This window comes from Cedecea sp. NFIX57 (assembly GCF_900177785.1).
Taxonomy (GTDB): Bacteria; Pseudomonadota; Gammaproteobacteria; order Enterobacterales; family Enterobacteriaceae; genus Cedecea; species Cedecea neteri_C.
This window is the reverse complement of the sequence record NZ_FXAS01000045.1, coordinates 1-26,552: the sequence shown is the minus strand read 5'-3', so window position 1 is coordinate 26,552 and position 26,552 is coordinate 1. Positions and strand designations below refer to the sequence as shown.

Annotated in this window: 46 protein-coding genes and 1 pseudogene; 7 read left to right on the top strand and 40 right to left on the bottom strand. The window is 50.4% G+C overall.

What is annotated here, in order from left to right:
* Positions 1-424: 424 nt before the first annotated feature.
* On the top strand, positions 425-979 hold the full coding sequence (locus tag B9Y90_RS23485; protein ID WP_008457228.1) for a gamma carbonic anhydrase family protein: 555 nt from the start codon (positions 425-427) through the stop codon (positions 977-979).
* Here B9Y90_RS23485 and B9Y90_RS23480 read toward each other — a convergent pair.
* From B9Y90_RS23480 to dprA, 6 genes are read right to left on the bottom strand one after another with little or no spacing between them, the layout of a single operon-like run.
* The gene (locus B9Y90_RS23480) at positions 955-1,212 is read right to left on the bottom strand and encodes a DUF1488 family protein (protein WP_085542790.1); all 258 of its coding nucleotides are present in this window, start codon (positions 1,210-1,212) and stop codon (positions 955-957) included. The genes B9Y90_RS23485 and B9Y90_RS23480 overlap by 25 nt on opposite strands.
* Positions 1,209-2,027: a shikimate dehydrogenase gene (gene aroE, locus B9Y90_RS23475; RefSeq protein ID WP_085542789.1), complete on the bottom strand. Its 819-nt coding sequence runs from the start codon at positions 2,025-2,027 to the stop codon at positions 1,209-1,211. Before aroE ends, B9Y90_RS23480 begins: the two co-directional genes overlap by 4 nt.
* A gap of 2 nt (positions 2,028-2,029) precedes the next feature.
* Positions 2,030-2,602, bottom strand: coding sequence for an L-threonylcarbamoyladenylate synthase type 1 TsaC (gene tsaC / locus B9Y90_RS23470; protein WP_085542788.1), 573 nt, complete (start codon positions 2,600-2,602; stop codon positions 2,030-2,032).
* Entirely contained in the window at positions 2,595-3,149 is a 555-nt protein-coding gene (locus B9Y90_RS23465) for a DNA topoisomerase family protein (protein ID WP_085542787.1), read from the bottom strand. Before B9Y90_RS23465 ends, tsaC begins: the two co-directional genes overlap by 8 nt.
* Positions 3,150-3,172: 23 nt before the next feature.
* Complete coding sequence (smg, locus tag B9Y90_RS23460) at positions 3,173-3,646, bottom strand: DUF494 family protein Smg (RefSeq protein ID WP_008457217.1); 474 nt, start codon at positions 3,644-3,646, stop codon at positions 3,173-3,175.
* The gene (gene dprA / locus B9Y90_RS23455; protein WP_085542786.1) at positions 3,618-4,742 is read right to left on the bottom strand and encodes a DNA-protecting protein DprA; all 1,125 of its coding nucleotides are present in this window, start codon (positions 4,740-4,742) and stop codon (positions 3,618-3,620) included. The genes smg and dprA overlap by 29 nt, the downstream gene beginning before the upstream one ends.
* Positions 4,743-4,870: 128 nt before the next feature.
* Between dprA and def the strand changes: the two genes are divergently transcribed.
* The 5 genes from def (at position 4,871) to mscL (ending at position 9,700) form a co-directional block, all read left to right on the top strand.
* Positions 4,871-5,380, top strand: coding sequence for a peptide deformylase (def, locus tag B9Y90_RS23450; protein ID WP_039288271.1), 510 nt, complete (start codon positions 4,871-4,873; stop codon positions 5,378-5,380).
* A 14-nt stretch (positions 5,381-5,394) separates the two neighbouring features.
* Positions 5,395-6,342, top strand: coding sequence for a methionyl-tRNA formyltransferase (gene fmt, locus B9Y90_RS23445; protein WP_039288274.1), 948 nt, complete (start codon positions 5,395-5,397; stop codon positions 6,340-6,342).
* A 73-nt stretch (positions 6,343-6,415) separates the two neighbouring features.
* Positions 6,416-7,705, top strand: coding sequence for a 16S rRNA (cytosine(967)-C(5))-methyltransferase RsmB (gene rsmB / locus B9Y90_RS23440; RefSeq protein WP_085542785.1), 1,290 nt, complete (start codon positions 6,416-6,418; stop codon positions 7,703-7,705).
* Between the two features lie 49 nt (positions 7,706-7,754).
* A complete protein-coding gene (gene trkA, locus B9Y90_RS23435) occupies positions 7,755-9,131 on the top strand; it encodes a Trk system potassium transporter TrkA (protein ID WP_008457209.1) in 1,377 nt (458 codons plus the stop codon).
* A gap of 155 nt (positions 9,132-9,286) precedes the next feature.
* Positions 9,287-9,700, top strand: coding sequence for a large-conductance mechanosensitive channel protein MscL (gene mscL / locus B9Y90_RS23430; protein ID WP_008457207.1), 414 nt, complete (start codon positions 9,287-9,289; stop codon positions 9,698-9,700).
* Here mscL and B9Y90_RS23425 read toward each other — a convergent pair.
* The 31 genes from B9Y90_RS23425 to rpsJ all read right to left on the bottom strand — a co-directional run bounded on the left by B9Y90_RS23425 (position 9,636) and on the right by rpsJ (position 24,540).
* Entirely contained in the window at positions 9,636-9,920 is a 285-nt protein-coding gene (locus B9Y90_RS23425) for an alternative ribosome-rescue factor A (protein WP_071842690.1), read from the bottom strand. The genes mscL and B9Y90_RS23425 overlap by 65 nt on opposite strands.
* 65 nt (positions 9,921-9,985) lie before the next feature.
* Positions 9,986-10,402: a Zn(2+)-responsive transcriptional regulator gene (zntR, locus tag B9Y90_RS23420; protein WP_008457203.1), complete on the bottom strand. Its 417-nt coding sequence runs from the start codon at positions 10,400-10,402 to the stop codon at positions 9,986-9,988.
* Complete coding sequence (locus B9Y90_RS23415; RefSeq protein ID WP_085542784.1) at positions 10,402-10,773, bottom strand: DnaJ family domain-containing protein; 372 nt, start codon at positions 10,771-10,773, stop codon at positions 10,402-10,404. The genes zntR and B9Y90_RS23415 overlap by 1 nt, the downstream gene beginning before the upstream one ends.
* Positions 10,774-10,883: 110 nt before the next feature.
* Entirely contained in the window at positions 10,884-11,270 is a 387-nt protein-coding gene (gene rplQ, locus B9Y90_RS23410; protein WP_008457198.1) for a 50S ribosomal protein L17, read from the bottom strand.
* A gap of 40 nt (positions 11,271-11,310) precedes the next feature.
* Positions 11,311-12,300 carry a DNA-directed RNA polymerase subunit alpha gene (locus B9Y90_RS23405; RefSeq protein WP_008457196.1) on the bottom strand — a complete coding sequence of 330 codons (990 nt, stop codon included), beginning with the start codon at positions 12,298-12,300 and terminating at the stop codon, positions 11,311-11,313.
* A 25-nt stretch (positions 12,301-12,325) separates the two neighbouring features.
* The gene (gene rpsD, locus B9Y90_RS23400) at positions 12,326-12,946 is read right to left on the bottom strand and encodes a 30S ribosomal protein S4 (protein WP_008457194.1); all 621 of its coding nucleotides are present in this window, start codon (positions 12,944-12,946) and stop codon (positions 12,326-12,328) included.
* Positions 12,947-12,980: 34 nt separating this feature from the next.
* A complete protein-coding gene (gene rpsK, locus B9Y90_RS23395) occupies positions 12,981-13,370 on the bottom strand; it encodes a 30S ribosomal protein S11 (RefSeq protein ID WP_008457192.1) in 390 nt (129 codons plus the stop codon).
* Between the two features lie 16 nt (positions 13,371-13,386).
* The gene (gene rpsM, locus B9Y90_RS23390) at positions 13,387-13,743 is read right to left on the bottom strand and encodes a 30S ribosomal protein S13 (RefSeq protein ID WP_008457189.1); all 357 of its coding nucleotides are present in this window, start codon (positions 13,741-13,743) and stop codon (positions 13,387-13,389) included.
* Positions 13,744-13,889: 146 nt separating this feature from the next.
* On the bottom strand, positions 13,890-14,006 hold the full coding sequence (rpmJ, locus tag B9Y90_RS23385; RefSeq protein ID WP_008457187.1) for a 50S ribosomal protein L36: 117 nt from the start codon (positions 14,004-14,006) through the stop codon (positions 13,890-13,892).
* Positions 14,007-14,036: 30 nt separating this feature from the next.
* Positions 14,037-15,368, bottom strand: coding sequence for a preprotein translocase subunit SecY (gene secY, locus B9Y90_RS23380; RefSeq protein WP_008457186.1), 1,332 nt, complete (start codon positions 15,366-15,368; stop codon positions 14,037-14,039).
* Between the two features lie 7 nt (positions 15,369-15,375).
* Positions 15,376-15,810 (bottom strand): 50S ribosomal protein L15, encoded by a 435-nt coding sequence (gene rplO, locus B9Y90_RS23375; protein ID WP_008457184.1) that lies wholly within the window; start codon positions 15,808-15,810, stop codon positions 15,376-15,378.
* A gap of 3 nt (positions 15,811-15,813) precedes the next feature.
* Complete coding sequence (rpmD, locus tag B9Y90_RS23370) at positions 15,814-15,993, bottom strand: 50S ribosomal protein L30 (RefSeq protein WP_004846568.1); 180 nt, start codon at positions 15,991-15,993, stop codon at positions 15,814-15,816.
* A gap of 6 nt (positions 15,994-15,999) precedes the next feature.
* A complete protein-coding gene (gene rpsE, locus B9Y90_RS23365) occupies positions 16,000-16,500 on the bottom strand; it encodes a 30S ribosomal protein S5 (protein ID WP_038478233.1) in 501 nt (166 codons plus the stop codon).
* 14 nt (positions 16,501-16,514) lie between these two features.
* Positions 16,515-16,868 carry a 50S ribosomal protein L18 gene (gene rplR, locus B9Y90_RS23360; protein ID WP_008457177.1) on the bottom strand — a complete coding sequence of 118 codons (354 nt, stop codon included), beginning with the start codon at positions 16,866-16,868 and terminating at the stop codon, positions 16,515-16,517.
* A gap of 9 nt (positions 16,869-16,877) precedes the next feature.
* Positions 16,878-17,411 (bottom strand): 50S ribosomal protein L6, encoded by a 534-nt coding sequence (gene rplF / locus B9Y90_RS23355; RefSeq protein ID WP_039288290.1) that lies wholly within the window; start codon positions 17,409-17,411, stop codon positions 16,878-16,880.
* A 13-nt stretch (positions 17,412-17,424) separates the two neighbouring features.
* The gene (gene rpsH, locus B9Y90_RS23350; RefSeq protein WP_008457173.1) at positions 17,425-17,817 is read right to left on the bottom strand and encodes a 30S ribosomal protein S8; all 393 of its coding nucleotides are present in this window, start codon (positions 17,815-17,817) and stop codon (positions 17,425-17,427) included.
* 33 nt (positions 17,818-17,850) lie between these two features.
* A complete protein-coding gene (gene rpsN / locus B9Y90_RS23345) occupies positions 17,851-18,156 on the bottom strand; it encodes a 30S ribosomal protein S14 (RefSeq protein ID WP_008457171.1) in 306 nt (101 codons plus the stop codon).
* Between the two features lie 14 nt (positions 18,157-18,170).
* Complete coding sequence (gene rplE, locus B9Y90_RS23340; protein WP_008457169.1) at positions 18,171-18,710, bottom strand: 50S ribosomal protein L5; 540 nt, start codon at positions 18,708-18,710, stop codon at positions 18,171-18,173.
* A 14-nt stretch (positions 18,711-18,724) separates the two neighbouring features.
* Positions 18,725-19,039, bottom strand: coding sequence for a 50S ribosomal protein L24 (gene rplX, locus B9Y90_RS23335; RefSeq protein ID WP_039288293.1), 315 nt, complete (start codon positions 19,037-19,039; stop codon positions 18,725-18,727).
* A gap of 10 nt (positions 19,040-19,049) precedes the next feature.
* Positions 19,050-19,421 carry a 50S ribosomal protein L14 gene (gene rplN, locus B9Y90_RS23330; protein WP_008457164.1) on the bottom strand — a complete coding sequence of 124 codons (372 nt, stop codon included), beginning with the start codon at positions 19,419-19,421 and terminating at the stop codon, positions 19,050-19,052.
* Positions 19,422-19,587: 166 nt separating this feature from the next.
* Positions 19,588-19,842, bottom strand: coding sequence for a 30S ribosomal protein S17 (gene rpsQ, locus B9Y90_RS23325; RefSeq protein ID WP_008457160.1), 255 nt, complete (start codon positions 19,840-19,842; stop codon positions 19,588-19,590).
* Positions 19,842-20,033: a 50S ribosomal protein L29 gene (gene rpmC, locus B9Y90_RS23320; protein ID WP_039288296.1), complete on the bottom strand. Its 192-nt coding sequence runs from the start codon at positions 20,031-20,033 to the stop codon at positions 19,842-19,844. The genes rpsQ and rpmC overlap by 1 nt, the downstream gene beginning before the upstream one ends.
* A complete protein-coding gene (rplP, locus tag B9Y90_RS23315; RefSeq protein WP_002438716.1) occupies positions 20,033-20,443 on the bottom strand; it encodes a 50S ribosomal protein L16 in 411 nt (136 codons plus the stop codon). The genes rpmC and rplP overlap by 1 nt, the downstream gene beginning before the upstream one ends.
* Positions 20,444-20,455: 12 nt before the next feature.
* The gene (gene rpsC, locus B9Y90_RS23310; RefSeq protein ID WP_006817277.1) at positions 20,456-21,154 is read right to left on the bottom strand and encodes a 30S ribosomal protein S3; all 699 of its coding nucleotides are present in this window, start codon (positions 21,152-21,154) and stop codon (positions 20,456-20,458) included.
* A 17-nt stretch (positions 21,155-21,171) separates the two neighbouring features.
* Positions 21,172-21,504, bottom strand: a complete 333-nt coding sequence (gene rplV / locus B9Y90_RS23305; protein ID WP_002919773.1) for a 50S ribosomal protein L22 — start codon at positions 21,502-21,504, stop codon at positions 21,172-21,174.
* 14 nt (positions 21,505-21,518) lie between these two features.
* On the bottom strand, positions 21,519-21,797 hold the full coding sequence (gene rpsS, locus B9Y90_RS23300) for a 30S ribosomal protein S19 (RefSeq protein ID WP_001138115.1): 279 nt from the start codon (positions 21,795-21,797) through the stop codon (positions 21,519-21,521).
* 16 nt (positions 21,798-21,813) lie between these two features.
* Positions 21,814-22,635, bottom strand: a complete 822-nt coding sequence (rplB, locus tag B9Y90_RS23295) for a 50S ribosomal protein L2 (RefSeq protein ID WP_008457150.1) — start codon at positions 22,633-22,635, stop codon at positions 21,814-21,816.
* A 17-nt stretch (positions 22,636-22,652) separates the two neighbouring features.
* Positions 22,653-22,955 carry a 50S ribosomal protein L23 gene (gene rplW / locus B9Y90_RS23290; protein WP_008457148.1) on the bottom strand — a complete coding sequence of 101 codons (303 nt, stop codon included), beginning with the start codon at positions 22,953-22,955 and terminating at the stop codon, positions 22,653-22,655.
* Positions 22,952-23,557, bottom strand: a complete 606-nt coding sequence (gene rplD, locus B9Y90_RS23285) for a 50S ribosomal protein L4 (protein WP_008457145.1) — start codon at positions 23,555-23,557, stop codon at positions 22,952-22,954. The genes rplW and rplD overlap by 4 nt, the downstream gene beginning before the upstream one ends.
* A gap of 10 nt (positions 23,558-23,567) precedes the next feature.
* Entirely contained in the window at positions 23,568-24,197 is a 630-nt protein-coding gene (gene rplC / locus B9Y90_RS23280) for a 50S ribosomal protein L3 (RefSeq protein WP_006178923.1), read from the bottom strand.
* A 31-nt stretch (positions 24,198-24,228) separates the two neighbouring features.
* Positions 24,229-24,540 carry a 30S ribosomal protein S10 gene (gene rpsJ / locus B9Y90_RS23275; protein WP_001181005.1) on the bottom strand — a complete coding sequence of 104 codons (312 nt, stop codon included), beginning with the start codon at positions 24,538-24,540 and terminating at the stop codon, positions 24,229-24,231.
* A gap of 388 nt (positions 24,541-24,928) precedes the next feature.
* Here rpsJ and B9Y90_RS23270 point away from each other — a divergent pair, with 388 nt between their 5' ends.
* Complete coding sequence (locus tag B9Y90_RS23270; protein WP_085542783.1) at positions 24,929-25,408, top strand: prepilin peptidase; 480 nt, start codon at positions 24,929-24,931, stop codon at positions 25,406-25,408.
* Positions 25,409-25,457: 49 nt separating this feature from the next.
* On the opposite strand, the gene bfr is transcribed toward B9Y90_RS23270, so the two are convergent.
* The 3 genes and pseudogenes from bfr to tuf all read right to left on the bottom strand — a co-directional run.
* Positions 25,458-25,931, bottom strand: coding sequence for a bacterioferritin (gene bfr, locus B9Y90_RS23265; RefSeq protein WP_039288312.1), 474 nt, complete (start codon positions 25,929-25,931; stop codon positions 25,458-25,460).
* A gap of 71 nt (positions 25,932-26,002) precedes the next feature.
* Positions 26,003-26,197, bottom strand: coding sequence for a bacterioferritin-associated ferredoxin (gene bfd, locus B9Y90_RS23260; RefSeq protein ID WP_008457135.1), 195 nt, complete (start codon positions 26,195-26,197; stop codon positions 26,003-26,005).
* Positions 26,198-26,411: 214 nt separating this feature from the next.
* Positions 26,412-26,552 (bottom strand): annotated as a pseudogene (tuf, locus tag B9Y90_RS23255) (elongation factor Tu); the annotation flags it as partial.

Below are 26,552 nucleotides of genomic sequence, written 5' to 3'. Positions count from 1 at the left end.
ACTCTTCAAGACTTGATATTTGTTTGCATCCGAAGATGCTGAGATATCAATCCTGCGAGTGCCCACACAGATTGTCTGATAAATTGTTAAAGAGCAGTGAGTTAGGCGCTTTCGCTTGCTAACTCGAGGTGGCGTATATTACGCTTTCCTCTTTCAGAGTCAACCCTGATTTTCAGGATTTTTTCTCTTTATCGAACCGGCCAATTTGTGAAGTGATTCACTGTGCCGTCTCGATGGAGGCGCATTATAGGGATCCCACTTTTTAGCACAAGTACTTTTTCGATCTTTTTTTCTGAATGTTTAGTTTTCACTCTTTTCGCTGAGATCCTGTTCGATCTGCCCTCTTTACCGCCCTTTACTCCCTTGCCATTGCTCAAGAAAGCGGCCACAGTCTATTTCTATAATGAATTTCCCTGAGGTGTTTATGTCTGCGGTACTGCGTGCTTTTCAAAAAACTTTCCCTCAACTCGATGAGCGAGTCATGGTTGATCCCACCAGCGTGGTCATTGGTGATGTAAAACTGGCGGATGATGTCAGTATCTGGCCGTTAGTTGCTATTCGCGGGGACGTAAACACCGTGACAATTGGAGCACGCACCAACATCCAGGATGGCAGCGTGCTTCATGTTACCCATAAGTCCTCTTACAAACCCGAAGGGAACCCGCTGATCGTTGGCGAAGATGTGACGGTAGGCCATAAGGTAATGCTGCACGGCTGCACGATCGGCAATCGCGTCTTAGTCGGAATGGGGTCGATCCTATTAGATGGAGTAGTAGTAGAAGATGATGTGATGATTGGTGCTGGTAGCCTGGTCCCCCAGAACAAGCACCTGGAAAGCGGCTTTCTCTATTTAGGCAGCCCGGTGAAACAGATTCGCCGCCTGACTGAAGCGGAGCTGGCCGGATTAACCTACTCCGCTAACAATTATGTGCGCTGGAAAGATGAGTATCTGGCTCAGGATAGCCAGTACCACCCTTGATCGCCTTCCTGCTCACTTTCGATCAGGCCTTCGGCTTCTTCTTCAAGATCCCAACGATGTTCCCGAAACAAAGAAAGCCATTCTTCGGCGCCATTGCCGCCGAAGCGGCTGGCAATAGCCCGTGAGCTTATCGCGCACTCAACCCGGAATCCCTGCACCAGCGCAGGAAAACGGATAGCCTGCTGCGCTTCATCCCAGACTTCACGATCCGGAAACTGAATGGCCTGGTTCACGTCCTCATTTCTCTTTTCAACGCCTCAATGACTGGCGCAACATCTGGCATCACGCCATGCCAAAGCATAAAAGCGTGCGCAGCCTGCCCCACCAGCATGCCAAGACCATCAGCGTAATGCACTACGCCGTAGCTTGTAGCCCAGCTCAAGAATGGCGTCAGCCCTTTCTGGTAAAACATGTCGTAACAGCTTACGCGGTGAGAAAGGAGAGAAACCGGCAGCGCAGGGATCTCACCGCCAATTCCGCTGGACGTGGCGTTGATCAGTAAATCGAATTCATGCCCCTCGAGCTGATCCATTGCCACGGCGTTAACACTTCCCGTATGGCCGAATAAATCAGCCAGTTCTACCGCTTTGGCAAACGTACGGTTGGTTATCGTGACCGCACAATCTAATGATAACAAGGGCAGCAGTACACCACGCGCTGCGCCGCCGGCCCCCACCAGCACAATACGATCGCCGGGTTTGATCAGCTTCAAACGTTCCAGATCGCTCAACAAGCCAATACCATCAGTATTGTCTCCAAACAAACGTCCATCTTCCAGACGCTTGAGCGTATTGACCGCACCTGCAAGCGCCGCCCGCTCAGTTAGCTCGTCTGCTCGAGTAAAAGCTTGTTCTTTAAAAGGTACGGTGACGTTGGCCCCCCTTCCGCCTTTATTGAAGAAGGCTTCAAGTGTTTCAGCAAAAGTGTCTAACGGAGCAAGTACGCGTCCATAAGGATGTTCAATTCCCAATTGTTCTGCGAAAAGGCGATGAATAAGAGGGGATTTGCTGTGCTGAATAGGGTTACCAAAGACGGCGAAAGTTTCCATAATTACCCCTGACGGAAGAGTTCGCCGGTTAAGGCATCACGGATTTCTGAAGGATTCAGTCGCCCGCCGGTATCCCCCATCAGTACCGGGAAACTTTGGCCAAACTGCTGTTGGACTTCCTGCGAAGTGCGGCACGGAGGCAAGCCTGTGAGGTTCGCACTGGTAGACACCAGAGGTTTACCATAGGCAAGACATAGCTCTTTCACTAGCGGATGATTGGTCACACGCACCGCCAGAGAATCAAAACGCCCGGTCAGCCATTTTGGGGTGGAAGGCAAGGCCGGGAAAACAAACGTCACCGGGCCAGGCCAGCTTGCAAACACCACCGAAAGCTGTGCTTCATTAAGCGCAGCGGCATCTATATAAGGTTTCAACTGCTCAAAATTGGCGGCGATAAGGATAAGGCCCTTATCTACCGGACGCTGTTTCAGCTCAAGCAGGCGAGTAACTGCGAGTTCACTATCGGGATCGCAACCAACGCCAAAGACGGCTTCGGTTGGGTAGGCGATGACTTGTTCTTCTTTCAGGGCCGCTACGATCTGCGCGAGCTGGCCTTCAGGCAGGTTATTATTCACTGGCTTGTTCCGCCGTTACCGGCTTTCCACATTGTTTATTGGCGCAGAAGCGTTTCACGCCCTGAGCCGTTTTCTTTTCAATAAGCAGCGGATACTGACATTCAGAACAGATACCCGCTACCGGCTTAAAATTAATGACAAACTGACAGTCCGGATAGCTATTACAGGACCAGAACGTTTTCCCGTAGCGAGAACGACGCTGAACCAGTTGCCCTTTTTGGCATTGGGGGCACGCTATTGCCGTCTCATCGGGTTTATCAATGATTTCCGTGTGTTCGCATTCAGGGTAATTGCTGCAGCCGATAAACATGCCAAACCGCCCTTGACGCAGCACGAGCGTTGACTGACAAACCGGGCATTGCTGACCATCAAGCACTTTAACAATATGCCCATCGGCCTGGCTCTTTAGCGGGCGAACATAATCGCATTCCGGGTAATGGGAACAGCCCAAAAACGGGCCATGTTTACCGGAACGTATTGCTAACTCTGCCCCGCATTGGGGGCAGGGTTCATTTTTTGGCACCGAGAACAGTGCTGACTTGGCCATAACATCTCATGCTGCAACTCAATTTAGTGCAGCATACCTTCATTTGCCTCGAAGAGTAATTCTTCCATTTGCTGGTAGGCGTTTTCACACCCCGGAATGTTGAACAGCACCATCAGCACAACCCACTTCAGATCTTCCAGTTCGAATTCTGCTGTGTCCAGCGCCAGCACGCGCTCAATCACCATTTCGCGGGTTTCGAGATTTAACACCTGAATCTGTTCAAGGAACAGTAAAAAGCCCCGACAGTCTGCATCAAGCCGCTGGCTCTCTTCTGCGGTAAAAATACGCATAGAGAGAGGGTCGGCAGCAAGCTGCATCGGTTCGGTCAAACCATCCTGATAGTCGGCCAGCTTCTCAAGCCACACTAATGCGTTAAAAATGTCCTCACGATCAAAACCAGCGTCGGTAAGATCGCTCGTCAGCTTATCCTGATCAACGCGCATTTCTGCTTCGCTGTGGATGTAGGTTTCAAATAAGTACATTAGTACGTCGAACATGGCATGCCCTCCTCAATCGGACATAGCCGCCGGGTACAGCTGCGATCCATCCTGCTAACTCCAGTTCGAGTAACTGAGCTACCGTCTCTGGCACAGGTTGGCCGGCACGTTCAGCGACGACGTCAACAGGTGTAACCTCATCTCCTACGTTAGCCAACAGATGGGGAAATGGCAATGCGGCGTCCTGTTGATTTGGCGAATATATTGACACATTGTGCGAAGCGGGAAGCCAGTGGAGTTCAGAGGCGAGATAATCGAGGATATCCTGTGGGCTTCGCACCAAATTTGCTCCCTGTTGGATAAGCCAGTGCGGGCCATCGCTCCCCGGACTGCCTACCGTACCGGGCAGAGCAAATACCTCTCTCCCCTGTTCAACAGCATAGCGGGCAGTCACCAGCGATCCACTTCGCTCACCGGCCTCTACGACAAAAACGGCTCTACTCAACCCACTGATAACACGGTTGCGCCAAGGAAAGTTCGAGGGCCAGGGCGTACAGGAAAGAGGAAACTCAGAAACCACGGCGCCTTCTTGCTCAATAATTTGCCGGGCTAGCATCAAATGACGTTTAGGGTGAACGCTGCCTAATCCATTACCCAGCACAGCAATGGTTTTACCCTTGACTCTCAGTGCCGCACGATGCGCCACGCCATCAATGCCCAATGCCAACCCGCTGGTTATCACCAGCCCAGACAGTGCAAGCGCTTCACAGAACTGCCGGCAAAAGCGCTCGCCGTAATCTGACAGGTTGCGACTACCGACAACTGCAATCTGGTTCTGGCTGAGTAGTGAAGGTTCACCTGCAACAAACAGGGCGGCAGGATAATCATTTATGGCTCTGAGCTGCTCAGGATAGAGAACGTCTTCTGCCGTCAGCAGATGGTGATTTGGCTTATCGAGCCAGAGAAGACTAGCTTCAAGCTGGCGCGCATCAAATGCAGTAAATAATGCACATTCTCGGGCATTTAATCCCGCTGCGAGCAGACTCTCCCTTTCTACCACTGGGCATCGTTCCAGGAAGTGGGCTATTTTTAGGAACTTATCCCCACTCAGCCCCTTAACAGCCATAAGACGTAGCCAAATCTCAGTTATCTGCACTCAATCCCCCTGCCACAGGCCATCAAAGCAATCCTTGCGATTGGTCACTGATGCTGTCAATCAGCCGGGGAAATGTCTAGAATAGAGGGAATAATCCTTTCTACTACTGAACACAGCTCTGGAAATTTATGGCAGTTTTGCAAGTATTACATATTCCCGACGAGCGCCTTCGCAAAGTCGCTAAACCGGTTGAAGAAGTGAATGCGGACATTCAGCGTATCGTTGATGATATGTTCGATACTATGTACGCCGAAGAAGGCATTGGCCTGGCGGCTACGCAGGTAGATATTCACCAACGTATCATCGTGATTGATGTATCCGAGAACCGTGACGAACAGCTGGTGCTGATTAACCCGGAACTGCTGGAAAAAAGCGGTGAGACCGGTATTGAAGAAGGTTGTCTGTCCATCCCTGAACAGCGTGCGCTGGTGCCTCGTGCAGAAAAAGTGAAAATTCGCGCGCTGGATCGTGACGGTAAAGCCTTTGAACTGGAAGCAGATGGCCTGCTGGCGATTTGTATCCAGCACGAAATGGATCATCTGGTCGGTAAACTGTTTATCGATTATCTGTCGCCGCTGAAACAGCAACGTATTCGCCAGAAAGTTGAAAAACTCGACCGTTTGAAAGCGAAAGCTTAAGGACAACAAACAACGTGTCAGATTCTCTGCGTATTATTTTTGCCGGAACCCCAGACTTCGCAGCGCGTCACCTTGACGCGCTGTTGTCTTCTCAGCACCAAGTCGTTGGTGTATTTACCCAACCAGATCGTCCGGCAGGCCGCGGTAAAAAACTCATGCCAGGCCCGGTAAAAGTGCTGGCGGAAGAGAAAGGCATTCCTGTCTTTCAGCCGGCTACGCTGCGTAAAGCGGAAAATCAGCAGTTGGTTGCCGACCTCAACGCCGATGTTATGGTGGTGGTTGCATATGGTCTGATTTTGCCTCAGCCGGTGCTTGATATGCCTCGCCTGGGTTGCGTAAATGTTCATGGTTCACTGCTGCCACGCTGGCGTGGTGCCGCCCCGATCCAGCGTTCTTTGTGGGCCGGGGATGCAGACACAGGTGTCACCATCATGCAAATGGACGTCGGTCTCGATACCGGCGACATGCTGTATAAACTCTCTTGCCCGATTGAGGCCGAAGACACCAGCGGTAGCCTCTACGACAAGCTCGCAGGGCTAGGTCCTAAAGGCCTTCTGGACACACTGGAACAGCTAGCCAACGGCACCGCTATGCCGGAGGTTCAGGACGAAGCGCTGGTGACCTATGCTGAGAAACTCAGCAAAGAAGAAGCCCGCATCAACTGGAACCTTTCTGCCGTTCAACTGGAACGCTGTATCCGTGCTTTTAATCCATGGCCAATGAGCTGGCTGGAAATCGACGGGCAGCCGCTAAAAGTTTGGCGCGCGTCGGTGATCAACACCCAGACAAATTCAGCACCGGGCACCATTCTGGCCACCAGTAAACAAGGCATCCAGGTTGCGACCGCCGAGGGCATTCTGAATCTTGAAGAACTGCAGCCTGCAGGTAAAAAAGCCATGAAAGCGCAGGACCTGCTGAACTCACGCCGTGAATGGTTTGAACCTGGTACAGTCCTCTCCTGATAAAACCGCATTTATACGCCCAGGGTTACCTGGGCATTTTTGTTTATAGCGCTGGAAAAACCAGAGCACGATAATGAAAAAAACATTGAATCTTCGCAGCCTGGCTGCCCAAACAATTGAACAAGTTGTCGAGCAAGGACAATCATTAAGTAATGTACTGCCTGGGGTACAGCAGAAAGTGTCCGATAAAGACAGAGCCCTGCTACAGGAGCTGTGCTTCGGCGTGCTGCGTACCCTCCCGCAGCTGGACTGGCTGGTTGGCAAACTCATGTCACGCCCGATGACCGGAAAGCAGCGCACAATCCATTACTTAATTATGGTCGGCATCTATCAGCTTCTGTATACCCGCATTCCTGCGCATGCTGCGCTGGCTGAAACCGTTGAGGGCGCCATCGCCATCAAACGCCAGGCTTTTAAAGGCTTAATCAATGGCGTATTACGTCAGTTCCAGCGTCAGCAGGAAAGCCTGATGGCAGAAGCTGCTAAGCATGAAAGCCGTTTTCTGCACCCGACCTGGCTGCTGCAACGTTTGAAAAAAGCATACCCGGACCGCTGGGAATCCATTGTCGATGCCAATAATCAGCGACCACCTATGTGGCTGCGCGTAAATCGCCAGCACCATACGCGTGAAGCATGGATGGCTTTGCTGGCTGAGGCTGGTCTGGAAGGCCATATACATTCCAAATACCAGGATGCTGTTCGCCTTGATTCACCCGCCCCCGTTCAGGCATTGCCTGGTTTTGAGCAAGGCTGGGTGACCGTGCAGGATGCTTCTGCTCAGGGCAGCGTCGATCTTTTAGATCCCCAAAACGGTGATACCATTCTGGATCTCTGTGCGGCACCGGGCGGCAAGACGACGCATATTCTGGAAGCTGCGCCAAATGCAAAAGTTATGGCCGTCGACGTCGATGCTCAGCGCCTGAAACGCGTGCATGAAAATCTTGAGCGCTTGGGTATGCAGGCAGAAGTAAAGCAGGGAGATGGCCGTTTCCCTTCGCAATGGTGCGGGGATACTAAGTTTGACCGTATTTTACTTGATGCACCCTGCTCGGCAACCGGCGTCATTCGCCGTCATCCTGATATCAAATGGCTGCGCCGCGACAGGGATATCGTTGAGCTTGTTGCTCTGCAGAAAGAGATTCTGGATGCTATCTGGCCTCACCTTAAAACCGGCGGTACGCTTGTCTATGCCACTTGTTCTATTCTCCCCGACGAGAATAAAGATCAAGTTAGTGCGTTTCTGGCGCGCCATACCGATGCCAAACTGGTGGAAACCGGTGATGAGAGAACACCGGGCATTCAAAATCTCCCTGCGGCGGACGATGGCGACGGCTTCTATTACGCTAAGCTAATTAAGAGCTGACTCCCTACAAGGTGAGTCATAAGTTTCATCACTCGTGAAGCGATAAACGATGAAAATAATCATTCTGGGTGCGGGCCAGGTCGGCGGCACTCTGGCGGAAAATCTGGTAGGTGAAAACAACGATATTACTGTCGTCGACACTAACCAGGCTCGTCTGCGCAGCCTGCAGGATAAGTTCGACCTACGCGTTGTTCAGGGCCACGGTTCTCACCCCCGCGTACTTCGTGAAGCTGGTGCTGATGACGCCGACATGCTGGTCGCAGTCACCAGTTCTGACGAAACGAACATGATCGCATGTCAGGTCGCCTATTCGCTGTTCAATACACCGAACAGAATCGCCCGCATTCGAGCGCCCGACTATGTTCGCGATGCAGAAAAGCTGTTCAATGCGGAAGCCGTTCCCATCGATCACCTGATTGCTCCTGAGCAGCTGGTTATCGACAATATTTACCGCCTGATTGAGTATCCAGGGGCACTCCAGGTCGTGAATTTTGCCGAAGGGAAAGTCAGCCTGGCAGTAGTCAAAGCCTACTATGGCGGCCCACTGGTGGGTAATGCACTTTCCACCATGCGCGAACATATGCCGCACATCGATACGCGTGTCGCGGCCATTTTCCGTCACGACCGCCCTATTCGCCCACAGGGTTCAACCATTGTTGAAGCCGGCGATGAGGTCTTCTTTATCGCCGCTTCGCAAAATATCCGTGCGGTAATGAGCGAGCTTCAGCGCCTTGAAAAACCTTACAAGCGCATAATGCTGGTAGGTGGCGGTAACATAGGCGCAGGTTTAGCGCACCGTCTAGAGAAAGATTACAGCGTAAAATTGATCGAGCGCGATCAGCAACGAGCTTCTGAACTTGCTGAAATGCTGCAAAACACCATCGTATTTTATGGCGATGCTTCAGATCAGGAATTGTTGGCAGAGGAACACATCGATCAGGTTGATCTCTTTATTGCAGTCACCAATGATGATGAAGCCAACATTATGTCGGCTATGCTGGCTAAGCGCATGGGGGCTAAAAAAGTGATGGTGCTTATTCAGCGTAATGCCTATGTTGATTTAGTACAGGGGAGCGTGATTGATATTGCGATTTCACCTCAGCAGGCAACCATTTCTGCTCTACTCGGGCACGTGCGCAAAGCCGATATTGTTGGCGTTTCATCTCTTCGCCGCGGCGTTGCAGAAGCCATTGAGGCCGTAGCTCATGGAGATGAAAGCACTTCTCGTGTAGTGGGGCGAGTCATCGATGAGATTAAACTGCCGCCTGGCACGATCATTGGTGCGGTTGTACGGGGCAATGACGTCATGATAGCCAACGACAACCTTCGTATAGAACAGGGCGACCACGTTATTATGTTCTTAACGGATAAGAAATTTGTCAGCGATGTTGAACGCCTGTTCCAGCCAAGCCCATTCTTCCTCTAAACTCAACAGGGCAGAAATATTTTCTGCCCTGTTTCTTCATACAAAAACCATTTTAAAATTATGGAATTAACAAAAGATTCTTATTTCCTGTAGCAATGGAAATTAAGACAGCCTTTGTTAGAATTATTACTGTCAGCCGGCACAAGGAGAGAGAAATGAGTATTTTAAAAGAGTTTCGCGAATTCGCGATGCGTGGGAACGTTGTTGATTTGGCAGTGGGTGTGATTATTGGTGCAGCATTCGGGAAGATTGTTTCCTCTCTGGTAGCGGATATTATTATGCCGCCACTGGGTTTGCTGATTGGTGGCGTTGATTTTAAACAGTTTGCTTTAACATTACGCGATGCCCAGGGTGATGTCCCTGCGGTAGTTATGCACTACGGCGTATTTATTCAGAATATTTTTGACTTCGTGATTGTCGCGTTTGCCATCTTCATGGCCATCAAAGTGATCAATAAACTGAATCGTAAAAAAGCGGAAGAACCAGCTGCACCTCCGGCACCGTCTAAAGAGGAAGTTCTGCTGAGCGAAATCCGTGACCTGCTGAAAGAACAGAACCAACGGAATTAATACGGGTTATTAAAAGCAGAAGGCCAGTGGTAAAAAAGCGAATTGCTTGTTTGCCACTGGCCTCCCAGTTACCTCTCTTACCGTGTTTCTCATTTCTCTGATAACTGCCTTTCCCTTTCTTATTCTTCTCAATTCTTTGCCTGAACAGTGGGTCGTGTAATAGCGCTTCAATGGCGTTATCTTTAATTTGCCCTTTTTGATGGCGGTATTTAGTGCTCATAGTCACTCCAGATGGGTTAAACGATCGCCGCGAGTCTATGCCTCAGTCTGTAAAAGATCAAGCGGCTATTTTTTACTGCTTGCTCCCTGCTCCAGCGCTTCAAGAATAGAACAGTAAACGCTGCTGTGTGCACTGCCACAACAAGCATCGTTAAGACGCTGCAGCGAGCGCCGCATATTCTGCAATTCTTTTATTTTAGACTCAACCTCACTCAACCGACTCTGCACAATCCCTTTCGATTCCTGGCAAGTATGATGCTCAGGATCGATACGGATCGATAACAGTTCCCGGATGGCCTCTAGCGTGAAACCAAGTTGCTTAGCGTAGCGGATAAATTTAAGACGCTGAAGGTCACTATCACTGTACAGGCGAAAACCGCCTTCAGTACGCACTTCGTGATCCATCATGTTCTGCTTTTCGTAATAACGAATAGTGTCAGGCGTCACATCCGCCAGTTTTGCCAGTTCACCTATACGAAACATCACCTTTCCTCATCGATATGCTGCATCAATTTTACGGCATACTCACCGCGTAAGAAGTCGGTGTTTATGCCCGCTTGTCGGAGCTTGAGGTCAAGAAGCGCAAGCTTTTTGCTAATCGCCAGGTACTCCTCACTCTGAATATGCACCGTTTTCAGCAGATCAACCAGCTCAATAGCATCCTTCCGCTGCTGCATCTGTGCCGGCAAACAACCTGCATTTTTTAGCAGACGGTATCCGGCACGAAGCTCTGGAGGAACATGGCTATCATCGTCGAGCAATATTGGTTCACCGCTGCCGACCAGCCCCTCGAACTCACCGTTTCTCTGCGCATCAAGAATATGTCGTTCTGCCCATTGATCAAGCAACCACATAGCGACCTCAAATTTATCAGGAGTAATACAAGAATACGGGGAAAAGAGAGAAGGGGATGTTCTGGATATAAAAAAACCGGGCAAGCCCGGTTTTTCTACGTTACTACAGATTACTCTGCAGCAGCTTCTGTTTGAGACTCGGCGCGATCAACCAGCTCGATGTAAGCCATCGGAGCATTGTCACCAGCACGGAAGCCACACTTCAGAATACGAGTGTAACCACCTGCACGGCTCGCGAAACGCGGACCCAGTTCATTAAACAGTTTTGCCACGATCTCGTTATCACGAGTGCGGGCGAATGCCAGACGACGATTAGCAACGCTGTCAGTCTTGGCAAGAGTAATCAGCGGCTCAACTACGCGACGCAGCTCTTTCGCTTTAGGCAGGGTCGTCTTGATGATCTCATGACGAACCAGTGAACCTGCCATGTTGCGGAACATAGCCTGGCGATGGCTGCTGTTGCGGTTCAGTTGACGACCACTCTTACGATGGCGCATGACCTTATCCTTCTCAGTAAAACCTTAACCTGTGATCCGGTTACTCGTCAGCAATGCTTGCTGGTGGCCAGTTTTCCAGGCGCATGCCCAGAGACAAACCACGAGAAGCCAGCACGTCTTTAATCTCAGTAAGAGATTTTTTACCCAGGTTAGGCGTTTTGAGTAGCTCAACCTCGGTACGCTGTACCAGATCACCGATATAGTGGATAGCTTCTGCCTTGAGGCAGTTAGCAGAGCGGACAGTCAATTCCAGATCGTCAACAGGGCGCAGCAAGATCGGATCGAATTCTGGTTTCTCTTCTTTAACTTCCGGCTGACGTACATCACGTAGGTCAACGAAAGCTTCAAGTTGTTCTGCCAGAATGGTCGCCGCACGACGAATCGCCTCTTCAGGATCGATTGTGCCGTTGGTTTCCATTTCGATGACCAGCTTGTCCAGGTCGGTACGCTGTTCTACACGCGCAGCTTCAACATTGTAGGCAATACGCTCTACAGGGCTGTAGCAGGCGTCGACCAGCAGACGGCCGATTGGGCGCTCATCTTCTTCCGAATGAATTCGGGTAGAAGCCGGCACATAACCGCGACCGCGCTGAACTTTGATACGCATGCTAATAGCGGCGTTCTCATCGGTCAGGTGGCAGATCACATGCTGCGGCTTGACGATTTCGACATCACCATCATGGGTGATATCGGCTGCGGTCACAGGGCCAATGCCAGATTTATTCAGGGTAAGAATAACTTCATCTTTACCTTGAACTCTTACCGCCAGCCCTTTCAGGTTGAGCAGGATTTCCAGGATATCTTCCTGAACGCCTTCTTTGGTGCTGTACTCGTGCAGTACACCATCAATCTCAACCTCAGTCACCGCGCAACCCGGCATCGATGAAAGCAGAATACGGCGCAGTGCGTTACCAAGAGTATGGCCAAAGCCACGCTCTAACGGCTCAAGGGTCACCTTGGCGTGCGTCGAACTCACTTGCTCGATATCTACCAGGCGTGGTTTTAGAAACTCTGTCACAGAACCCTGCATTGTGTCCTCTCTTTGGTACTAAGCTTTACTTGGAGTAAAGCTCGACGATCAGGTGTTCGTTAATGTCCGCAGACAGATCGGTACGCTCAGGCTTACGCTTGAACACACCTTCCATCTTGGCAGCATCAACTTCCAGCCAGGTTGGCTTTTCACGCTGCTCAGCCAGCTCCAGAGCGGCCTTAACGCGAGATTGCTTTTTGGCTTTCTCACGGATGCTGACTACGTCATTCGGAGTTACCTGATAAGAAGCGATGTTAACAACGCGACCATTTACCATGATAGCTTTGTGGCTAACCAGCTGACGTGCTTCTGCACGAGTAGCGCCGAAGCCCATACGGTAAACAACGTTGTCCAGACGGCCTTCCAGCAGAGCCAACAGGTTTTCACCGGTGTTGCCTTTCAGACGAGCTGCTTCTTTATAATAGTTACGGAACTGACGCTCCAGCACACCGTAGATACGGCGAACTTTCTGCTTTTCACGCAACTGCACACCATAGTCAGACAGACGCGGTTTACGCGCACCGTGCTGGCCAGGAGCTTGTTCAATTTTACACTTGGTATCGATCGCGCGAACGCCAGACTTAAGGAATAAGTCGGTGCCCTCACGACGGCTCAGCTTGAGCTTAGGACCCAAATATCTTGCCATTTTCTTTCTCCAACAATCCTAGAAAACGGACGCGTTATACGCGACGTTTTTTCGGCGGACGACAACCGTTATGAGGGATTGGAGTCACATCAGTAATATTAGTGATGCGGAAACCAGCGGCGTTCAGAGCACGAATAGTTGATTCGCGGCCTGGGCCAGGACCCTTAACCATAACTTCCAGGTTCTTGATACCGTATTCTTTCACGGCTTCTGCGCAACGCTCTGCTGCAACCTGAGCTGCAAACGGAGTGGATTTGCGAGAACCACGGAAACCGGAACCACCGGCAGTTGCCCAACCCAACGCATTACCCTGACGATCGGTAATAGTAACGATGGTGTTGTTGAAAGAAGCATGGACATGAGCCACGCCGTCAGAGACTGTTTTTCTTACACGTTTACGTGCACGAATTGGTGCCTTTGCCATTATTCAATCACCCCGATTATTTCTTGATCGGTTTGCGCGGACCCTTACGGGTACGTGCGTTGGTCTTAGTACGCTGACCGCGCACTGGCAGACCACGACGATGACGCAAACCGCGATAGCAACCAAGGTCCATCAGACGCTTGATGCTCATGCTCACTTCACGGCGCAGATCACCTTCAACGACAAATTTGGCAACTTCGTCACGCAGCGTGTCGATTTGTTCTTCAGACAGCTCACTGATCTTAACATCTTCAGCGATACCCGCCGCAGCGCAAATGGCCTTGGAGCGAGTCTTGCCGACACCGTAGATCGAGGTTAACGCGATCACAGCGTGTTTTTGATCAGGAATGTTAATGCCTGCTATACGGGCCACTATGCACTCCTACTATTTAGATTATGCGTCCCATGCCGAAAAGCCCGTTTTCAGGATACTCAAATGGAAACGCATAGACATACAAAAGATTGGCTGGCTAATCTAGCCAGCTCAACCCAACTTTGCAAGAAAAATATGCGAGATAATCAGCCTTGACGCTGTTTATGCTTCGGCTCTACGCTGCAAATCACGCGAATAACACCGTCACGCTTAACGATTTTGCAGTTACGACATAATTTCTTGACGGAAGCACGAACTTTCATTTTTACTCTCCGTAACTTCTCAAGCGACGATTAACGGCCGTAGCCTTTCAGGTTCGCTTTCTTCAATGCAGACTCGTACTGACTTGACATCATCAGAGTTTGCACTTGAGCCATAAAGTCCATGATAACGACAACAACGATCAGCAGTGAAGTCCCACCGAAGTAGAACGGCACTTTCATTGCATCGCGCATGAACTCCGGGATTAGGCAGATAAAGGTAATGTACAACGCACCAACCAAAGTCAGGCGGGTCATTACTTTATCGATATACTTCGCCGTTTGTTCTCCCGGACGAATTCCTGGTACAAATGCACCGGACTTCTTCAGGTTATCCGCTGTTTCACGCGGGTTGAAGACCAACGCCGTGTAGAAGAAACAGAAGAAGATGATTGCAGACGCATAGAGTAACACATAAAGCGGTTGCCCAGGCTGCAAATACAGCGAAATTGTTGTCAGCCAGTTCCAACCGGTACCGCCCCCGAACCATGACGCGATGGTCGCCGGGAACAGAATAATACTGGAGGCGAAGATCGCAGGGATAACCCCGGCCATGTTCACTTTCAGCGGTAAATGTGTGCTCTGCGCAGCATAGACACGACGACCCTGTTGACGTTTAGCGTAGTTGACCACAATGCGGCGCTGGCCACGCTCAACAAAAACAACGAAGAAGGTCACTGCAAATACTAATACTGCAACCAACAGCAACAGGAGGAAGTGCAGGTCGCCTTGCCTTGCTTGCTCGATGGTATGGCCAATGGCCGGCGGAAGACCCGCAACGATACCCGCGAAGATTATGATTGAGATACCGTTACCGATACCACGCTCAGTAATCTGTTCACCCAGCCACATCAGGAACATTGTCCCAGTGACAAGGCTAACAACAGCGGTGAAATAGAATGCAAAGCCTGGGTTTAACACCAGACCTTGCATACCAGGCATATTCGGTAAACCGGTAGCAATACCGATTGACTGGAATATTGCCAGCACCAGAGTGCCGTAACGGGTGTACTGGCTGATCTTACGACGACCAGACTCCCCTTCTTTCTTTAGCTCTGCCAACGCGGGATGAACCACGGTAAGCAGTTGAATGATGATCGATGCCGAAATGTACGGCATGATACCCAGTGCAAAGATAGAAGCACGGCTGAGAGCACCACCAGAGAACATGTTAAACATTTCAATGATAGTGCCTCGCTGTTGCTCAAGCAGTTTGGCAAGTACAGCGGCATCAATACCAGGGATCGGAATAAAAGAGCCAATACGAAACACAATCAGCGCACCGATAACAAACATCAGTCTGCGTTTCAGCTCGCCGAGGCCGCCTTTAGCACTTTGAAAATCTAATCCCGGTTGCTTTGCCATCTGCTACTTATTCCTCGATTTTACCGCCAGCAGCTTCGATAGCAGCACGAGCGCCTTTGGTCACACGCAGGCCGCTAACAGTTACCGGACGAGTTACCTCACCAGACAGGATCACTTTCGCGAACTCGATCTGAATACCGATAATGTTTGCTGCTTTCAGCGTGTTCAGGTCAACTACGTCGCCTTCAACTTTCGCCAGATCGGACAGACGAACTTCTGCCGTGATCATTGCTTTGCGAGAGGTGAAACCGAATTTCGGCAGACGACGGTACAACGGCATCTGACCACCTTCGAAACCACGACGTACGCCACCACCAGAACGAGAGTTCTGACCTTTGTGACCACGACCGCCGGTTTTACCGAGGCCAGAACCGATACCACGACCCAGACGCTTAGAAGCGTGCTTAGACCCTTCGGCCGGAGACAGAGTATTTAAACGCATCTCTTACTCCTCAACTTTAACCATGTAGGAAACCGCGTTGACCATACCACGTACAGCAGGAGTATCCTCGCGCTCTACGGTGTGGCCAATACGACGCAGACCCAGGCCAAGCAGTGTTGCCTTGTGTTTCGGCAGACGACCGATTGCACTGCGGGTTTGAGTGATTTTAATAGTCTTTGCCATGGTCAATTACCCCAGAATTTCTTCAACGGATTTACCACGCTTGGCAGCGACCATTTCTGGAGAATTCATATTCGCCAGGCCATCGATAGTTGCACGAACCACGTTAATCGGGTTAGTAGAACCATACGCTTTAGCCAGGACGTTATGAACACCAGCGACTTCCAGGACGGCGCGCATTGCACCACCGGCGATGATACCGGTACCTTCGGAAGCCGGCTGCATGAACACACGGGAACCTGTGTGCACACCTTTAACAGGGTGCTGCAGGGTGCCGCTGTTCAGCGCGACGTTAATCATGTTGCGACGGGCTTTTTCCATCGCTTTCTGGATCGCTGCTGGAACTTCACGCGCTTTACCGTAACCAAAACCAATACGACCGTTACCGTCGCCTACCACTGTCAGAGCAGTGAAGGAGAAAATACGACCGCCTTTAACGGTTTTAGATACGCGATTTACCGCGATCAGCTTTTCCTGCAGTTCGCCAGCTTGTTTTTCGATGTGAGACATCTTACACCTCTACCTTAGAACTGAAGGCCAGCTTCACGGGCAGCATCTGCCAGTGCCTGGACACGACCATGATATTGGAAACCAGCACGGTCAAAAGCAACTACGGTGATGCCTTTTTCCAGCGCGCGCTCAGCAACAGCTTTACCTACAGCTGCAGCGGCGTCTTTATTTCCAGTGTACTTCAGTTGCTCAGTGATAGCTTTTTCTACAGTAGATGCAGCTACCAGAACTTCAGAACCGTTTGGTGCAATTACCTGTGCGTAAATATGACGCGGGGTACGATGTACCACCAGGCGAGTTGCACCCAGCTCTTTGAGCTTGTGACGTGCGCGGGTCGCACGACGGATACGAGCAGATTTCTTATCCATAGTGTTACCTTACTTCTTCTTAGCCTCTTTGGTACGCACGACTTCGTCGGCGTAACGAACACCCTTGCCTTTATAAGGCTCAGGACGACGGTAGGCGCGCAGATCTGCTGCAACCTGACCGATCACCTGCTTATCAGCGCCTTTCAGCACGATTTCAGTTTGAGTCGGACATTCAGCAGTAATACCTGCCGGCAGCTTATGCTCAACAGGGTGAGAGAAGCCCAGGGCTAAATTCACCACGTCGCCTTTAACGGCTGCACGATAACCTACACCAACCAGCTGCAGCTTCTTAGTGAAGCCTTCGGTAACACCGACAACCATTGCGTTCAACAGCGCACGAGTGGTACCCGCTTGGGCCCACGCGTTAGCAAAGCCTTCGCGCGGAGCGAAAGTCAGAGCATTTTCAGCGTGTTTAACTTCAACAGCATCGTTGATAGTACGAGTCAGCTCGCCGTTTTTACCTTTGATCGAAATAACCTGACCGTTGAGTTTTACCTCTACGCCTGCAGGAACAACGACCGGTGCTTTAGCAACACGAGACATTTTATTCCTCCAATTACGCTACGTAGCAGATAATTTCGCCACCAAGACCAGCCTGGCGCGCTGCACGATCAGTCATAACACCTTTAGAGGTAGAAACGACAGCAATACCCATGCCGGCCATAACTTTAGGCAGCTCATCTTTTTTCTTATAGATGCGCAGACCTGGGCGGCTGACTCGCTGAATGCTCTCTACCACAGCCTTGCCCTGGAAATACTTAAGAGTCAGTTCCAGTTCAGGCTTGATGTCGCCTTCAATTTTAAATTCTTCAATATAACCTTCTTCCTTCAGCACGTTGGCGATTGCCACTTTCAGCTTGGAGGAAGGCATGGTGACCGCAACTTTGTTCGCGGCCTGACCGTTACGGATACGGGTCAGCATATCCGCGATCGGATCTTGCATGCTCATCTGTCTCTACTCCCGTGATTCAATTGGTGACAATTACCAGCTAGCCTTTTTCAAGCCAGGTACTTCACCGCGCATGGCGGCTTCACGAAGCTTGATACGGCTCAACCCGAACTTGCCCACATAACCATGTGGACGACCAGTCTGGCGGCAGCGTTTACGCTGACGGGACGGGCTGGAATCACGCGGCAGAGTTTGCAGCTTGAGAACAGCGTTCCAACGGTCTTCGTCGGTCGCGTTCACATCAGAAATGATAGCTTTCAGTTCTGCGCGTTTAGCGAAGAATTTTTCAGCCAAAGCAACGCGCTTTACTTCGCGTGCTTTCATTGATTGCTTAGCCATGAAGTAACCCTACCTTACTTGCGGAACGGGAAGTCAAAGGCAGCCAGCAGAGCACGGCCTTCATCATCAGATTTCGCAGTAGTGGTAATGGTAATATCCAAACCACGGACGCGATCGACTTTGTCGTAATCGATTTCTGGGAAGATGATCTGCTCACGGACACCCATGCTGTAGTTACCACGACCGTCAAAAGACTTAGCGGACAGGCCACGGAAGTCACGGATACGAGGTACAGCAATAGTGATCAGACGCTCAAGGAACTCCCACATGCGTTCGCCACGCAGAGTTACTTTACAGCCGATCGGATAGCCCTGACGGATTTTGAAGCCTGCAACTGATTTGCGTGCTTTGGTGATCAACGGCTTTTGACCGGAGATTGCTGTCAGGTCAGCTGCTGCGTTATCCAGCAGTTTCTTGTCAGCGATCGCTTCACCAACACCCATGTTCAGGGTGATCTTCTCGACCCGAGGGACTTGCATGACAGAATTGTAGTTAAACTCAGTCATGAGTTTCTTAACTACTTCGTCTTTGTAGTAATCATGCAGTTTCGCCATCGTACTACTCCAAATTACTTGATAGTTTCGCTGTTAGACTTGAAGAAACGGACTTTTTTGCCGTCTTCGAATCTAAAGCCTACACGGTCAGCCTTGCCGGTTGCCGCATTGAAGATAGCAACGTTAGAAACCTGAATTGCAGCTTCTTTTTCAACGATGCCGCCTGGTTGGTTCAGGGCCGGAACCGGCTTCTGATGTTTCTTAACCAGGTTGATACCTTCAACAATGACCTTGCCGGTAGACAGGACATTTTTTACTTTACCGCGCTTACCTTTATCTTTACCGGTTAACACGATAACTTCGTCATCACGACGGATTTTCGCTGCCATGATTCGCTCCTTAGAGTACTTCTGGTGCCAGAGAGATAATTTTCATGAACTTCTCATTACGCAGTTCACGAGTTACCGGCCCAAAAATACGCGTGCCGATTGGCTGCTCGCTGTTATTGTTTAAAATAACGCATGCATTGCCATCGAAGCGAATGACAGAACCGTCCGGGCGACGAACACCCTTCTTGGTGCGCACCACTACCGCTTTCAGCACATCGCCTTTCTTCACCTTACCGCGAGGAATTGCTTCCTTGATGGTAATTTTGATGATGTCGCCGACGCCTGCGTAGCGACGGTGCGAGCCACCCAGAACCTTGATACACATTACGCGACGCGCGCCGGAGTTGTCGGCCACGGTCAGCATAGTCTGTTCTTGGATCATTTCAGTGCTCCGCTAATGTCAACTACTACTTCGGGACCTGAAATTCAGGTCGTTAAAAAGCCCCATAAACGAGGGCGCGGCATTATAACACCGGTTCCAAGATATGGGTAGAAAAAATAAACGGCTCATCGCTGAGCCGTTTATTCGTTTGAGAATGCGTACTGTATTACAGAACCGCTTTCTCTACAACGCGAACCAGCGTCCAGGACTTAGTCTTGGACAGCGGACGGCATTCGCGGATTTCAACCACGTCACCGATACCGCATTCGTTGTTCTCGTCATGTACGTGCAGTTTGGTCGTACGCTTGATGAATTTCCCGTAGATCGGGTGCTTCACAACACGTTCGATGGCAACAACAATGGATTTCTCCATTTTGTCGCTGACAACGCGACCTTGCAGAGTACGGATTTTATCGGTCATTACGCACCCGCCTTCTGAGTCAGTAAAGTCTTAACACGTGCAACATTACGACGAACCTGCTTCAGCAGGTGAGTCTGTTGCAGCTGGCCACTTGCAGCCTGCATGCGCAGATTGAACTGCTCACGCAGCAGGTTCAGCAGCTCGGTGTTCAGCTCTTCGACGCTCTTTTCACGCAGCTCTTTTGCTTTCATTACATCACCGTCTTAGTTACAAAGGTGGTTTTGATAGGCAGTTTTGCTGCTGCCAGCTTGAAGGCTTCACGGGCCAGCTCTTCAGGTACGCCGTCCATTTCATACAGGACTTTGCCTGGCTGGATCAAGGCAACCCAATACTCCACGTTACCTTTACCTTTACCCATACGCACTTCAAGCGGCTTTTCGGTGATCGGTTTGTCCGGGAATACACGGATCCAGATCTTACCCTGACGCTTAACTGCACGGGTCATTGCACGACGTGCTGCTTCGATCTGACGGGCAGTCAGACGACCACGGCCAACAGCTTTCAGACCGAAAGTGCCGAAGCTAACATCCGTACCCTGCGCGAGACCACGGTTGCGGCCTTTGTGCACTTTACGGAATTTTGTACGCTTTGGTTGTAACATCAGCGACTCTCCTTACTTACGGCCTTTACGCTGCTGCTTTTTAGGTTGAGCAGCCGGTTCCGGTTGTTCAACAGCAGCCATACCACCCAGGATCTCACCTTTGAAGATCCATACCTTAACGCCGATTACACCATAAGTGGTGTGCGCTTCAGAGGTGTTGTAGTCGATGTCAGCACGCAGAGTGTGCAACGGCACGCGACCTTCACGGTACCATTCGGTACGTGCGATCTCGGCGCCGCCCAGACGGCCGCTAACTTCAACTTTGATACCTTTAGCGCCCAGACGCATTGCGTTCTGTACAGCACGCTTCATAGCACGACGGAACATAACACGACGTTCCAGCTGAGAAGTGATGCTGTCAGCAACCAGTTTTGCGTCCAGTTCAGGTTTACGAACTTCGGCGATATTGATCTGTGCAGGAACGCCAGCGATATCCGCTACGACCTTACGCAGTTTTTCTACGTCTTCACCTTTCTTACCGATAACGATACCTGGGCGAGCGGTGTGAATGGTCACACGGATGCTCTTAGCAGGACGCTCGATAACGATACGAGATACAGACGCCTTAGCCAGTTCCTTAGTCAGGTACTGACGTACTTTAAAATCGCTGTCCAGGTTGTCAGCGAATTCTTTGGTGTTCGCAAACCAGGTTGAGTTCCATGGTTTTACAATACCCAGGCGAATACCATTAGGATGTACTTTCTGACCCATTGCTAGTCTCCAGAGTCTCAGCGATCGGACACAACCACAGTAATGTGGCTGGTGCGCTTCAGGATGCGATCTGCACGACCTTTTGCACGAGGCATAATGCGCTTCATGCTAGGGCCTTCGTCTACGAAGATTTTCGCGACTTTCAGATCGTCAATGTCAGCGCCATCGTTGTGTTCAGCGTTAGCAATGGCAGATTCCAGTACTTTCTTAACCAATACAGCCGCTTTCTTATTGGTGTAGGTCAGAATATCCAGAGCCTGCGACACTTTCTTACCGCGAATCAGGTCAGCAACAAGGCGAACCTTCTGAGCAGAAGAACGAGCATGGCGATGTTGAGCTAAAGTTTCCATCTCTTCCTCCTACCTTATTTCTTCTTCGCTTTTTTATCAGCAGCGTGGCCGCGATAAGTACGAGTCGGTGCGAATTCACCCAGTTTGTGACCGACCATTTCGTCGGAAACAAAGACTGGAACGTGCTGACGACCATTATGGACAGCGATGGTCAAACCGATCATGTTAGGAAAGATCGTTGAACGACGGGACCAAGTGCGCAGGGGCTTCTTGTCACCGCTTTCCACCGCTTTCTCTACCTTCTTCAGCAAGTGCAGGTCAATAAAAGGACCTTTCTTGAGAGAACGTGGCATGGCTTATCCTCTAAAATTATTTGCTACGGCGACGTACGATAAATTTATCAGTACGCTTGTTGCTGCGGGTCTTCTTACCTTTGGTCTGAACGCCCCACGGGGATACCGGGTGCTTACCAAAGTTACGACCTTCACCACCACCATGTGGGTGATCGACTGGGTTCATCGCGGTACCGCGAACGGTAGGACGAACACCACGCCAGCGAGCAGCACCTGCTTTACCCAGAACGCGCAGCATATGCTCAGCGTTGCCAACTTCGCCCAGGGTAGCGCGGCAGTCAGCTTCGACTTTACGCATTTCACCGGAGCGCAGGCGTAGGGTAACGTAAGCACCATCACGAGCAACGATCTGCACGTAGGTACCAGCGGAACGAGCCAGCTGACCGCCTTTACCTGGTTTCATTTCTACGTTATGAACAGTAGAACCAACCGGGATATTGCGCATCGGCAGGGTGTTACCCGCTTTGATTGCAGCATCAACGCCAGACTGAATCTGGTCGCCAGCTTTCAGGCCTTTAGGGGCCAGGATGTAACGGCGTTCGCCATCTTTGTACAGAACCAGCGCGATGTTCGCGGAACGGTTCGGATCGTACTCAAGACGTTCAACAACTGCCGGGATACCATCTTTGTTGCGTTTAAAATCAACAATACGGTATGCCTGCTTGTGACCACCACCGATATGACGGGTAGTGATACGACCATTGTTGTTACGGCCACCGGATTTGCTGTTTTTTTCCAGCAACGGAGCAAAAGGCTTGCCCTTGTGCAGCTCAGGGTTAACCACTTTAACTACGTGGCGACGACCCGGAGATGTCGGTTTACATTTAACAACTGCCATTGTCTTTCTCCTCCGACTTACTCAGCGCCGCCGACGAAGTCCAGATTCTGGCCTTCCTTCAGGGTGACGTAAGCTTTTTTCCAGTCGCTACGACGACCAACACGCTGTCCGTGACGTTTAGTTTTCCCTTTAACTACCAGGGTGTTAACGTCTTTAACTTCAACTTCGAACAGCTTCTGTACAGCAGCAACGATCTCTGCTTTGGTCGCGTCAGTCGCAACTTTGAGTACGATGGTGTTGGTTTTTTCCATCGCGGTAGACGCTTTTTCAGATACGTGCGGCGCGCGCAGTACTTTCAGCAGACGTTCTTCACGGATCATGCCAGCATCTCCTCAACTTGCTTAACTGCTTCCGCAGTCATAACGACTTTGTCGAAGGCGATCAGGCTAACTGGGTCGATTGCAGCTACATCGCGCACGTCAACCTTATGCAGGTTGCGAGCGGCCAGGAACAGATTCTCATCCAGTTCGCCGGTCACGATCAGCACATCTTCCAGAGCCATATCTTTCAGTTTCTGAGCAAGCAGCTTGGTTTTCGGTGCTTCAACAGAGAACTGCTCAACAACGATCAGACGATCCTGACGTACCAGTTCGGACAGGATGCTTTTCAGCGCGCCGCGGTACATCTTTTTGTTAACTTTTTGACTGTGGTCCTGCGGGCGAGCAGCGAAGGTTACGCCACCGGAACGCCAGATCGGGCTCTTGATAGAACCAGAACGCGCACGGCCGGTACCTTTCTGGCGCCACGGCTTTTTGCCGGAACCAGTTACTTCAGCACGGGTCTTCTGAGCACGAGTACCCTGACGGGCGCCTGCTGCATAAGCAACAACAACCTGGTGTACCAGCGCTTCGTTGAAGTCACGACCGAAGGTAGTTTCGGAAACAGTCAGCGCGCTTTGCGCGTCTTTCAATACTAATTCCATTGCTATCCCCTTACGCCTTCACAGCTGGTTTAACGATCAGGTCGCTACCGGTTGCACCCGGAACCGCACCTTTCACCAGCAGCAGGTTGCGCTCAGCGTCAACACGTACTACGTCCAGGCTCTGAACAGTGACACGTTCGTTACCCAGCTGGCCTGCCATTTTCTTGCCTTTGAACACTTTGCCCGGAGTCTGGTTCTGACCGATAGAACCCGGAACGCGGTGAGACAAGGAGTTACCGTGGGTAGCGTCCTGGGTACGGAAGTTCCAGCGCTTAACGGTACCTGCGAAACCTTTACCTTTAGAGGTACCGGTTACGTCAACTTTTTTAACGTCAGCAAACAGTTCAACGCTAATGTCCTGACCTACGGTGAACTCTTCGCCTTCAGCAAGACGGAATTCCCACAGACCACGGCCAGCTTCAACGCCAGCTTTAGCGAAGTGACCAGCTTCCGGCTTGGTTACACGGTTAGCTTTTTTAGCACCAGTGGTCACCTGAACAGCACGGTAGCCGTCGTTAGCCAGGTCTTTAACCTGAGTAACACGGTTTGCTTCTACTTCAATTACGGTTACTGGGATAGAAACGCCATCTTCAGTGAAGATACGGGTCATACCCACTTTTTTACCGACTAAACCAATCATTGTTTCAACCTCTCAATCGTCAATGACCTGATTAACCCAGGCTGATCTGCACGTCTACACCGGCAGCCAGATCCAGACGCATCAGAGCATCAACGGTTTTCTCAGTTGGCTCAACGATGTCAACCAGACGCTTGTGAGTGCGGATCTCGTACTGATCACGCGCGTCTTTGTTGACGTGCGGGGAGATCAGAACGGTAAAGCGCTCTTTGCGGGTCGGCAGCGGGATCGGACCACGGACTTGCGCACCAGTGCGCTTAGCAGTCTCGACGATTTCCGCGGTTGATTGATCGATCAGACGATGATCAAACGCTTTAAGGCGGATACGGATTCTTTGGTTCTGCATGAGACCAGAGCTCCAATTATTTTATAGACGAAAAAAATCACTACTCACACCCATTACGATTGATGGGGGAGTGTAATCGTTCATACATAGTCCCCCAATTGGGGACATTGTTTGATAGCAACTGAATGACTTCTACTGACTGCTATCAGGGTTCATATTGAACCAGCGGCCTATTAAGACAGCCCGCGCATTATACGGGTTTCAGCCCAGCTTGCAAGTCATATGGGTTGAAATTTCACCGACACCCTTCATTTAGTTAGTTTCGATCTAAGTTAACCCTACATCTGCGAGGCATCGCGCAGTATCACGCGCCAAATTCAGTGGTTGATAGGTTCGGCCTACGCAACGGCGTAGCATCCAGGGGGTTCATCCTCCGCGGGACAAAAAGATGATACTTACCGACATACAGACCGCCTGGCTACTCCCCATCGCTGTTTTGCTCTATTTTTTCCTGGCACTGGCGCTAAGCTTAAGTGATTTCAAAACCATGCTTCTACCAGACAGACTTACCCTCCCCTTACTATGGCTGGGACTGTTGTTTCATAGTCTGGTTAACCCCTTTCATGTTCATCATGCCGTATTAGGCGCGGTAGCCGGCTATTTTTTCCTGTGGGTTATTTTTCAGCTCTTCCGTTTTGCTACAGGCAAAGAAGGATTGGGTTATGGTGATTTCAAACTACTGGCGGCAATTGGAGCCTGGAGCTACTGGCAGCACTTGCCGATTATCGTCACGCTGGCGTCTTGTCTGGGCATAGTTTACGCAGGAATACTTTATCTGCTCAGGCACCGAGAAATCATTGAAATGCCTTTTGGCCCCTGGCTTGCACTCTCAGGATGGGGGAATTTTTGCTGGCAGGTATTTGGATGAGGTATCAAAGAAGACAGAGGATAATCCCTCTGTCCTGGCAACATGAGTTTTACTCTTCCCGTATCTGGGCCTGCAGGTAGTTCTGGATACCCAGCTTCTGAATTAAATCCAGTTCAGTTTCGAGCCAGTCGATATGGCCTTCTTCATCGGCCAGAATTTCGATCATCAGATCACGACTGACATAATCATGAACTTTATCGGCATAGGCGATAGCTTCACGCAAGTCTTTAGCACCATCGAGTTCCAGCTTCAGGTCCGAGCGAAGCATCTCTTCGACATCTTCACCAATACCCAGCTTGCCGAGGTCCTGCAGATTAGGAATGCCTTCGAGGAAGAGAATACGCTCGATATACTTATCAGCGTGCTTCATTTCATCGATTGACTCGTGATACTCGACGTCGTTGAGACGTTTTAATCCCCAGTTTTTGAACATGCGGGCATGCAGAAAATACTGGTTAATCGCGACAAGCTCGTTTCCCAATAATTTATTGAGATAATTTATTATCTTAACATCACCTTTCATTTTGACATCCTCCGCTTCCACTTATTGAAGCGTAGATGTCACGGAGTGTAAGTCAAAAAAATGAGCGTGTTTTAGGCAATCTCTTTAAATTCCGGGATCTGCATCAGCTCGTCTTGCATGATTTCACGTGCCTGGCGAACGCACTTACCGCACTGATTCCCCACGGGGATGAATTTTCTAAGTTGCTGAAAAGACTGCGGATGATGTTGTCGCACCGCCTGCCGAATTGTCTTATCACTTACACCGTTACACAAGCAAACGTACATGATCACTCCCGCTCAAAAACTGCGCAAATTGTAAATGAGAATGATTGGCTTTACAAGGGATCCGGCGGGGCAGAATGTAGAGAATGGTAATCAAATGCAAAAACTGGCACTAACGGCAGTAAGAGAGGACTTTCTCACGCAAACAGCAAATTTCAGGCATAAAAAAGGGCATCCTAAGATGCCCTTTTCACTATTGCATTAAAGTATCAGAGGATTAGCTCAGAACTTTAGCAACAACACCAGCACCAACGGTACGGCCACCTTCACGGATTGCGAAACGCAGACCGTCGTCCATCGCGATTGGGTGGATCAGGGTAACAACCATTTTGATGTTGTCGCCTGGCATTACCATCTC